Source organism: uncultured Campylobacter sp. (assembly GCF_937890585.1).
Classification (GTDB): Bacteria; Campylobacterota; Campylobacteria; order Campylobacterales; family Campylobacteraceae; genus Campylobacter_A.
In genome coordinates, this window is record NZ_CALACG010000246.1 from 1 (window position 1) to 10,312 (window position 10,312).

Below are 10,312 nucleotides of genomic sequence, written 5' to 3' on the forward strand. Positions count from 1 at the left end.
TTACAAAAGAGGATATCCTCCCAGCAAATGCAAATAAATTTATCTTTCTTATTGCCCCTCTCATCTCTGCTATCGCGGCATTTGCAGCGCTTGCGCCCGTGCCATTTTTGCCTGAGTTTGAGGTTTTTGGGCATACGATTAGACCGATACTTGCTGACATAAACGTAGGCGTTTTATATATCGCAGGGGTGGCAGCGGTTTGCGTCTTTTCGCCACTCGCAGCAGGTCTTGCAAGCTACAATAAATTTGCACTAATCAGCGCTGCTCGTGCAGTAGTAGCGCTTCTTAGCTTCGAAGTGGTCGCTGGCATGGCGCTTTTAAGCGTTGTCATGGTGACTAGCTCACTCTCGTTAGTTGATATAAACAACTATCAAAAAGGCATATTTAACTGGCTCATCTTCAAGCAACCCCTAGCCTTCGTGCTTTTCGTGATGGCAAGCTTTGTGGAGTGCAACAGAACGCCGTTTTGCCTAACAGAAAACGAGACCGAGATCGTAGCAGGTTATGGCACCGAGTATAGCGGCATGAGATGGGCGATGTTTTTCATCGGCGAATACACAAACATGATCGCAGCAAGCATCATCATCACGCTCGTGTTTTTGGGCGGATTTAACGAGTTTTTATTTATCCCAGGCGGGCTAATGATACTTTTAAAATCAAGTCTAGTCTTTTTCTTTTTCCTTTGGACGAGGGCATCGTGGCCACATCTAAGGGTCGATCAGCTTAGTATGCTCTGCTGGAAAGTGCTACTTCCATTAAGCATACTAAACGTTGTGATTACGGGCTTTGTGCTACTTATCTGAGGCAAAAAATGAGTGAGAAAAAATATATTTTAATAGAGCAAAGACCAAAACCAAAGGGCGCGGCAAGTAAATTTAAGCACTTTATCGCCAATACTTTTAAGCCCGATCTTTTAGTTGGTCTAAAGATCACGCTAAAGCAGATGTTTTTTAGCAAGTCGCACACCCTAAAATACCCTATGCAAAAGATGGAGCTAAACGCCAGATATAGGGGAATTCATAAGCTTTTAAAATTTATTGAAAGCGAAAATGAGCGCTGCATAGGCTGTGGATTATGCGAGAAAATTTGCGTTAGCAACTGCATATCGATGAAAACCTCTCTTGGTGAAGATGGTCGTAAAAAGGTTGCAAGCTATACGATAAATTTAAGCAGGTGCGTCTATTGCGGATTTTGCGCTGATGTCTGCCCTGAGCTTGCCATCGTCTGCGGGCAAGAGTACGAGGTCGCAAGTGAAAACAAAATCCTCTTTGGCACAAAAAATGAGTTTTTAACAGATGATAAATTTTTAAAAGATCAAACCGAGTTTGAGGGCTATGGCGCACTACCTAAAAATGCTGATAGCTTAGTGAAAAAGACGCCAAATACGCTTACAAATGATGATAAGGCAGAAACGATGGATATAAATTTAAAAGGGTCAAGCGATGTATGAGAGCTTTGCATTTTATCTTTTTAGCGCCCTTATATTAGTTAGTTTTTCTTTTAGCGTGCTTTGTAAAAACGCCCTAAATGCGGTCTCTGCGCTAGCTGCTGGCATGGTTTTTATCTCGGCTATATTTTTCTTGCTTGGGGCTGAGTTTTTAGGTGTGGTGCAAATCGTCGTCTATACAGGCGCGGTGGTCGTTTTATACGCATTTGCGATGATGTTTTTTGACACCAGCAAGGAGTGCGAGCCAAAAAGTGGCAAAAAAGCAAAGATCATCATCTATCTTCTAAGTAGCTTCATAGCGATTCTTTTGATATTTATCTTTTTAGCGCCGATCTATAGCGCAAAGCAAGAGGTGGTAAATTCTACTCTTGCTAGCCTTGGCAACATCGAAGCGGTTGGAATTTTGCTCTTTAGCAAGTATCTGCTAGCCTTTGAGATGTGCGCTATCATGCTACTTGTGGCGATGGTGGCTGGCATCATCTTGATACACAAAGATATGAACGCGCAAAGCAGCCTTGAGGAGATGCTATGATAGGACTTACTCACTACCTCATCCTAGCAAGCCTAGTCTTTGTCATAGGGCTTGTTGGCATAATGAGAAGAAGAAATTTGATAATGCTATTTTTCTCAAGCGAAATTTTACTAAACTCAGCAAACATCGCACTTGCAGCTATCTCGAAATACTACTTTGACCTAACTGGGCAGATCATCGCATTTTTTATAGTAGCCATCGCTGCTAGTGAGGTCGCTGTGGGGCTTGGGCTGCTCGTGCTTTGGTATAAAAAAACTGGCAGCATCAGTTTAGATTCGATGACAAATATGAAAGGCTAAGAGATGATTTTATTTTGTATTTCGCTATTTTTCCCGCTTCTTAGCTTCATCATAGCCGGCATCTTTTCGCATAGCAGTAAGAATTTATTTATCGGTCTTTTTTGCTCGCTTCTCATGATCGCTAGCGCCACAGCTTCGCTTATGCTAACGGCTAGCCTTAGCGTAGATGAACCTTTAAATTTAACCTTAAAAGAGTTTATAAATTTTGGCTCGCTTGATCTTAGCTTTAGCTTCTACCTTGACGCGATTAGCCTTGTGATGCTTAGCACCGTGGGCGTAGTCGCTAGCATCGTGCATATCTACTCCATTGGCTACATGAGAGATGACGCGAGTTTTAACCGCTTTTTTAGCTATCTTGGGCTCTTTGTCTTTTGCATGAACGTCCTTGTATCAAGCGATAACTTCATAGGGCTATTTATCGGCTGGGAGGGCGTTGGGCTTTGCTCGTGGCTGCTCATTGGCTTTTGGTATAAAAGGCCTAGCGCAAACGTCGCTGCAAACGAAGCCTTTGTGATGAATAGAGTGGCTGATTTGGCCATGCTTGTTGGCATTTTTTATATATTTTATAGCTTTGGCTCACTTAAATTTAGCGAGGTTTTTAATGCTAGAAGCGACCTTTCTGGGCTAAATTTAGGCATCATCGCCACGCTACTTTTTATAGGTGCCATGGGTAAAAGCGCGCAGTTTCCATTTCACACTTGGCTTGCAAACGCCATGGAGGGACCAACGCCGGTTTCTGCACTCATCCACGCTGCGACCATGGTAACAGCCGGCGTCTATCTAGTCATACGCGCAAATTTCATCTTTGCAAACGTGCCTGAAGTTTCGCACTTTATAGCCTGCCTTGGCGCATTTGTAGCGGTATTTGCAGCTAGCATCGCGCTTGTGCATAACGACCTTAAAAAGATAGTCGCCTACTCGACGCTTTCACAGCTTGGATATATGTTTGTAGCCGCTGGTCTTGGCGCTTACAAGATCGCACTTTTTCACCTTGTCACGCACGCATTTTTCAAGTCACTTCTCTTTTTGTGCGCTGGTAACGTCATGCATGCGATGAATGATGAGCTAAATATCAAAAAAATGGGCGGACTTTATAAATTTATGAAGCCAACTGCACTTCTTTCCATCATCGCAAGCTGCGCGTTAGCTGGATTTTATCCATTTGCTGGCTTTTTTTCTAAAGATAAAATTTTAGAAGTCGCCTTTAGTGAAAATCAAATTTTGTGGGCCGTCTTGCTATTTGGTGCGGTGCTTACGGCATTTTATAGCTTTAGACTTGTCATGCTAGTCTTTTTTGCAAGGCCAAAAAGCGACACTCATGCACATGAGGCCAAAAACTACATGCTTGTTGGCATGAGTGTGCTCGGTGTTCTCTCGGTCATTAGTGGCTTTTTTTGGAGCAACTTTAGCGAGTTTTTAAGTAACAGCCTTGGGGATTTTAAGCTAAATTTATCTCACAGCAGTGAAATTTTCTTACTCGTTTTAACGCTTACTTTAGTGCTTGCAAGTGCTGGCTTTACTGTGTTTGCTTATAAAAAAGAAATTTTTAAAGAGAGCATTTGCGAGAGTAAAATTTACAAAATTTTGCAAAATGCCTACTTTATACCAAAATTTTATGAGAAATTTTTTATAAATGGCTACGCTTTTATCTCTAAAATTTGTAAGAAATTTGATGAGATGATAGTCGATCGAAGTGTTGATTTTGTCGCACTTTTGGTTACTAAATTTGCGTATCTTGCAAATAAAATGCAAAGTGGCGATCTAAGCGTCATGCTTAGGTTTATGGTCGCAGGATTTGCCTTGCTTTTAAGCTTTATATTTTTATTAAACGGAGCCAAATAATGCTAAGTGTCATCACATTTTTCCCAGCAATAAGCGCAATACTTGGCTTTTTGATAGAAAATAAAAGCATCAAATTTTATGGAGCAAGCATCGCTTTAATTGAGCTTTTACTAGCTATTTTTATCTGCGTAAATGTCGATTTTCAGGGTTATGACTTTGTTTTAACGCATCAAGTCTCGCTTATACCAAGCCTAAATATCAGCTACTTTGTCGGCATTGACACCATCTCACTTGTGCTTATAGTCCTTAGCGCATTTATGAGTTTCATCTCTATCGCCGCACTTAGTGACGATGGAAATTTAAAGCACCTGGTTATTAGCGTGCTATTTTTAGAGAGCACGATGATGGGTGTCTTTAGCGCGCTTGATATGATCTTGTTTTACAGCTTTTGGGAGCTTAGCCTCATACCGCTGCTTTACATCATCGGTGCATTTGGCAGTAAAAATAGAATTTACGCTGCGATTAAATTTTTCATATACACATTTTTAGGCTCTGTCTTTATGCTAGTGGCGATCATCTTTATTGGATATCTGTGCTACCAAAAAAGCGGCGTATTTAGCTTTAACCTGCTTGATTGGTACAAGCTTGGCATCGGAGAAAATGCTCAAATTTGGCTATTTTTAGCATTTTTCTTTGCTTTTGGCGTAAAAACTCCGCTATTTCCATTTCACACGTGGCTGCCTTACGCGCACGGACAGGCTCCGACTATCGGCTCGGTGCTGCTTGCTAGCGTGCTTTTAAAGATGGGCACTTACGGCTTTGTGAGATTTTCACTTCCACTTTTTCCAGACGCGAGCCTACTTTTAAGCGGCTTTGTCTGCGTCATCGCTATCATAATGATCATCTACGCAGCCCTTGTTGCCTACGCGCAAAGCGACATGAAGCAAGTGATCGCTTATAGCTCCATTTCACACATGGGTGTCATCATGCTAGGCATATTTTCACTAAATTTAATAGGCCTTAGTGGCTCTATATTTTTGATGATAAGCCACGGTATCGTAAGCGGCGCACTATTTTTGTTAGTTGGCGTCATCTACGAGAGGGCTCACACCAAAGAAATTTGCGAATTTGGCGGCCTTGCTAAGGTGATGCCAAAGTATGCGCTTGTGTTTTTTATAGCAACTCTTGCAAGCATCGGTTTGCCGCTAACCATTGGCTTTGTAGGCGAGTTTTTGAGCTTGCTTGGCGTCTTTAAGCTAAACAAGCTCTTTGCGCTACTTGGTGGCTTTAGCATCATCGTGGGTGCTGTTTATATGCTGGTACTTTATAAAAGGGTCTTTTTTGGCGAGTGCAAGGAGAAAAATTTGGTCTTAAAAGATCTAAATTTCAAAGAGCTAGCCACTCTTGTGCCACTTTGCTTGCTCATAATCATTCTTGGTATCGCACCAAATTTGATACTAAAACCACTTGAGCCAAGCGTGCAAAATATCATAAGCAAAATGCAAACTAGAGCTGTAAATAACGGCACGAAGGATAAAATTTCATCTTTAAATGGCGGGAGCAAACTATGAACGAAATAGCCTTTTTAGACCTAAACGAGATCTCGCTACAATCGCTCTCGCCGATGCTTAGCATGATGGTTTTTGCACTTTTTATCCTCATAGTTGGAGCGATAAAAAAGGATCTTTCGAGGAATTTCTACTGCGTATTTTGTATCATCGCTATATTTGTAAATTTAGGCATTACGCTTGATTTTAACGGGCTTAGCCTAAGCTTTTGGGATATGCTATTAGTCGATGGAATTTCTATCATCTCGCAGATCATCATCCTAATCGCCTCAGCTCTTTTCATCCCGCTAGCACTTAGCACAAAAGAGTATTTTGAGTATAAAATTTACGAGTACTACGCGCTATTTTTATTTATGATCGCTGGATTTTTGTTTATGGTGAGCTCAAACAACCTACTCATCATCTTTTTAGGCCTTGAGATTAGCTCGCTTTGCCTCTACACCCTAATCGCCCTTCATAACAAAGCAAAAAGCGTAGAGGCTGCCATCAAATACTTCGCGATGGGCTCGCTCTCAGCTGGCTTTTTTGCGATGGCGATAGCGATGTTTTATCTAGCAACAAACTCAATAGATATCGCTCGCATAGGCGCTGTCATAAAAGATCTTAGCCTAAATCAAAACTTAATCATCTTGCTTGGTTGCGTTTTCATCGCTTCAGCCATTGGCTTTAAGCTCTCACTCATACCATTTCACACATGGATACCAGACGTTTATGAGGGCTCAAATGCCCCACTAGCAGGCTATATGTCGATCGTGCCAAAGGTGGCGGGCTTTATCGTTGCGTTAAGAATTTTTGCGATGCTTGAGGGCTCTGGAATTTCATGGATAAAAGATATGCTCTACATCATCGCCGTGCTTACGATGAGCCTTGCAAACATCATGGCGTTAGTGCAAAAAGACGTCAAAAGGATGCTCGCTTTTAGCTCCATAGCTCATGCTGGTGTCGTGCTTTGCGCGCTTGTGGCAAATTCTCACGAGGCAAATGTCGCCTTGTTTTTCTACTGGATCATGTTTTTGTTTGCAAATTTGGGCGCATTTTCTATGCTCTGGGTCGCAAGGTGCGACGACGTCGTCTGCTGGGACAAGCGCTTTAAACACCCGTATGAGAAATTTTCAGGGCTTATTAAAATTTTGCCAAGCTATGCCGTGATAATGGGAATTTTCATGATCGCCCTTGCTGGCATACCGCCTTTTAGCGTATTTTGGGGCAAGATGGTGCTTATCTCATCGCTCATAAAGTCTGATTACGTCGTGCTTAGCCTCATCATCATGATAAACTCGGCGATTGCTATTTATTACTACCTAAAGCTCATCGTCTTTATGTTTTTAAAAGAGCCTATCGTAAAAGATAAAAATATCTACATCTCAAACGTCTCGATGGCGCTAAAAGTGATCGTTGGAGTTGCCGTTGCTGGCACGGTCTTTGCCTTTTTATTTTCTGGGGCGATTTTGGAATTTATCGAGCATTTTGTCTTTGCTTCAGGATTTTAGAAAATTTAACTATAATGGCGGCATGAAAAAGCTCTTAACCATCTTATTTTTACCGCTTTATCTATCCGCCTTTAGCCTTAGCCTAAACAGCGGCGCAAACGCAAATAAGCCTTATAGCGTCCTTCAGCTAAGCGACGAAAAAGAATTTGAATGTGTGGAGCAAATTTTAGCCTACGACACTAAGCGCTACGTTTGTATGCTCGATGATGGGATCTTGCCAAAGATCGAAGATACGACGCTGCCTTTAATGGACATAAAATATAAAAAGCAAGACGGCAAGCTCTTTATCGTCATCATGCCAAAAGCACCCTCAAAACTTCTAAATGTTCAAACTGAGCTTTACAGCAGTCCAAGCGTGCAAGATACGCCAAAGACGACCATCTCAAAGCACTTTAGCATCATCATCGACACTTCGCTAAGCGAAAATAACAAAAGAGTATCTGGGCTAAATTTTTCGCCTGATTTTAGAGATATGCTAAGTCCAAGCATCGGAGCGCTTGATCTTAACAAAGCGCCTATCGCTGGGCTTGATAGCAACGATATAGACATCTACATAAATATAAAAAGAGCTTACGAAAAGGGCGCTTATGAAAGCGTGGTAAAAGATACGCAAACAGCGATAAAAAGGCATCCAGCTAGTCTTTTCTCAAGTGAGTTTTTACTTTTTAGACTAAGAGCGCTTGATAAAATTTTTGAGACAAAGAGCGAGTTTGAGGGGCTAGAGCCAAAAGATATCGTAAGCGAGGGCAGAGCTTGGATAAGGAAATTCCCTTCTGATGAGAACTATCCAGAGGTGCTATATCTCATCGCCAGAGCTTACCTCAAAGATAGCATCGCAAGTGATGCAAAATATATGCTTGACATACTAAGCGAAGAGCATGCAGAGTCAAAATTTACAAAGCTTGCCACGCTTGATTATGCTGACTACCTATATAAAATAGGCAGGCAAAAAGAGGCGCTAAGCGACTATGAAAAGGTGCTCTACGCTACAAACGACATCGACCTTGCAAGCAGGGCTGCACTAAGCCTAGCGGACGCAAATATCGATAAAGAGAAATTTGACGAGGCGAAGAAATTTGTGCTAAAGATTGCAAATGCAAATGAAAAATTTTTCATGAACGATCCTACAAAATCGATGAATTTAGCCTATACATTTGCCAGCAAAGATATGCCAGACGTGGCTGCTAAAATTTATGAAATTTTGGTAAATAATAGCGATAGGACAAAGGATTTTTACGAGGCAGCACTAAAAAATTTAGCGCTAAATTTAGCCAAAACCAAAGATGAAAAAAGGGCGTATGAGTATCTAAACAGATATGAAAAAGAGTTTAAATATGGCGACTACATCGAAGAGGTCGCTAAGGCAAAGGATGGGCTATTTTTTGAAGAGGACGACAAAAACGCCACCGCACTTCACGCAAGATATAAAGATCTCATCGAAAAATATGCCGGCACAAATATCAGCCAAAAGGCGCTCATTAGCGAGCTTGAGCTAAATTTAAAAGAGCGTAAATTTGCCGATGCGCTAGCTTATAACAACCTCGCAAAAGATGAAAATTTAAGCAAGGCGATGGAGCTAGTAAATGAGGCTGCGCTTGAGCTAACAAAAGAGTTTTTCATAAAAGATGACTGCACAGCGGTTGTAAATTTACTCGAAAACTACGATGTGAGCAAAGTCTCTTTGCCGCAGTTTAAGCTTTTTAACTGCTACTTTAGAACGGCGCGTTACAATGAGGCGCTAGAGCTTGCAAAGGCTCATGTGAAGGACGAAAATTTAGAAGATAGAGTCGAGTGGCTGGTAAATTTGAGCAAAATTTTATATAAAAATAAAGACTACGAGCACGCCATCATCGCTGCAAACGACGCCCTATCGCTTGGCTCAGCAGTCGAGTACTCGGACCCTACGCCATCGCTTTTTGATAGATTTTACTCGCTACTTGCGCTAAAACGCTTTACTGAGGCGGTCTCTACGATCAGTGCGATCGAGCAGCTAAGAGGACAGGACTTTAAGATCATCGAAGCCTACGCAGCTATATGCGACTACGCGATGAAGAGCAACGACTACGCTATCGCTGCAACCTACGCTAAAAAGGCGCTAGAGCTACAAACCAGAGCCAAGATAAATACCTTTTCGCCAAAGCTAAATTTTGACTACTCAGAGGCTTCATTAAAAACAGATAACATTGACGAGGCGCTTGATGAGGCGAAATTTATACTAAATATGAAACTTGAGCCAGAGGATCGCTTGCATGCTCTAAATTTGGCAAGTGAAATTTACATCAGGCAAAAGCAGTATAAGCTAGCTAAGCCATATCTAAACGAGTGCATTGGCTCAAATTTCACAAGTGCTTACAAAGATGCCTGCAAAGCCAAACTTGAGATGATAAAGTAAAAATTAGTGCTAAATTTAAATGATCTTGAAAAAGAGTATCTGGAGCTTAAAAAAGATAATTTTCAGGACAGCAAAAGGATCAAATTTATCGTAAATTTAGGCGCTAGCGATGAGATAGCGTATCATTATGAGCTTATTTGCAAGCAGTGGCAAGAGGGTAGGCAGCTAAATTTAGAAAGCAGCTTTGATAGGCATGGAAGCGCTGGGCTGGAGTTTTTGTTTGAGCGTTTAGCCAAAAAGAGCGATCAAAAACTAAAAATAGAAACCATCTATCTTATAGCGCAAATCCTTTCTAAGTCTAAGCATAGGGACTTTTATACCGCGTTTTGTGACCGTCTTATCCCTCAAATAACCTCTTTTTTGGGGACAAATGATGCCATTCGCCGCAAGCTTATAATAGCGCTTGGCTGGGTTGGTACGTTAGAGCAAATAGAAATTTTGATAAGCGAGATACATGGTAGCAAAGATAGCCTTTGCAGAGCATGGGCGGCAGCTAGCCTTATGCAGATGTCATTTCACAGGGTTGATCAAACAATCTTGCGAGATAAAACAAAAGCTGCATTTTTGCAAGGCATCTCTACCGAAAAAGAGCTATATGCTTGCGCAGTTATGATAGAAGCGGCTCAAATTTTGTTTGGTAAAAAATGGATATCTAGCGCAGCTCAAAACCAAAATGAAGAAAAAATAGAAAAAGCTAGGAAATCGGCTGTAAGATTTTTAAGCAAGAGCTAGAATGCAAATTTAAAAAACTTATCTGAATAAAATGGTTTAAGAGCTAAGAAAATTTAGTCTATAAATTTAT

At 41.3% G+C, this 10,312-nt stretch carries 9 protein-coding genes; all 9 read left to right on the plus strand.

Annotation, left to right across the window (positions count from 1 at the left end; all coding sequences use genetic code 11):
- A partial coding sequence (gene nuoH, locus Q0296_RS07305) for an NADH-quinone oxidoreductase subunit NuoH (RefSeq protein ID WP_298038706.1) occupies positions 1-803 on the plus strand: 803 nt, incomplete at its 5' end.
- Between the two features lie 8 nt (positions 804-811).
- The gene (gene nuoI / locus Q0296_RS07310; protein ID WP_298038708.1) at positions 812-1,450 is read left to right on the plus strand and encodes an NADH-quinone oxidoreductase subunit NuoI; all 639 of its coding nucleotides are present in this window, start codon (positions 812-814) and stop codon (positions 1,448-1,450) included.
- A complete protein-coding gene (locus Q0296_RS07315) occupies positions 1,443-1,979 on the plus strand; it encodes an NADH-quinone oxidoreductase subunit J (protein WP_298038710.1) in 537 nt (178 codons plus the stop codon). The genes nuoI and Q0296_RS07315 overlap by 8 nt, the downstream gene beginning before the upstream one ends.
- A complete protein-coding gene (gene nuoK, locus Q0296_RS07320) occupies positions 1,976-2,278 on the plus strand; it encodes an NADH-quinone oxidoreductase subunit NuoK (protein ID WP_004317991.1) in 303 nt (100 codons plus the stop codon). Before Q0296_RS07315 ends, nuoK begins: the two co-directional genes overlap by 4 nt.
- A gap of 3 nt (positions 2,279-2,281) precedes the next feature.
- Positions 2,282-4,120, plus strand: coding sequence for an NADH-quinone oxidoreductase subunit L (gene nuoL, locus Q0296_RS07325; RefSeq protein ID WP_298038714.1), 1,839 nt, complete (start codon positions 2,282-2,284; stop codon positions 4,118-4,120).
- Positions 4,120-5,631 carry an NADH-quinone oxidoreductase subunit M gene (locus tag Q0296_RS07330; RefSeq protein ID WP_298038715.1) on the plus strand — a complete coding sequence of 504 codons (1,512 nt, stop codon included), beginning with the start codon at positions 4,120-4,122 and terminating at the stop codon, positions 5,629-5,631. The genes nuoL and Q0296_RS07330 overlap by 1 nt, the downstream gene beginning before the upstream one ends.
- Positions 5,628-7,118, plus strand: a complete 1,491-nt coding sequence (nuoN, locus tag Q0296_RS07335) for an NADH-quinone oxidoreductase subunit NuoN (RefSeq protein ID WP_298038718.1) — start codon at positions 5,628-5,630, stop codon at positions 7,116-7,118. The genes Q0296_RS07330 and nuoN overlap by 4 nt, the downstream gene beginning before the upstream one ends.
- A 22-nt stretch (positions 7,119-7,140) precedes the next feature.
- Positions 7,141-9,510, plus strand: a complete 2,370-nt coding sequence (locus Q0296_RS07340; RefSeq protein WP_298038719.1) for a hypothetical protein — start codon at positions 7,141-7,143, stop codon at positions 9,508-9,510.
- 6 nt (positions 9,511-9,516) lie between these two features.
- Complete coding sequence (locus Q0296_RS07345; RefSeq protein ID WP_298038721.1) at positions 9,517-10,242, plus strand: HEAT repeat domain-containing protein; 726 nt, start codon at positions 9,517-9,519, stop codon at positions 10,240-10,242.
- Positions 10,243-10,312: the final 70 nt, after the last annotated feature.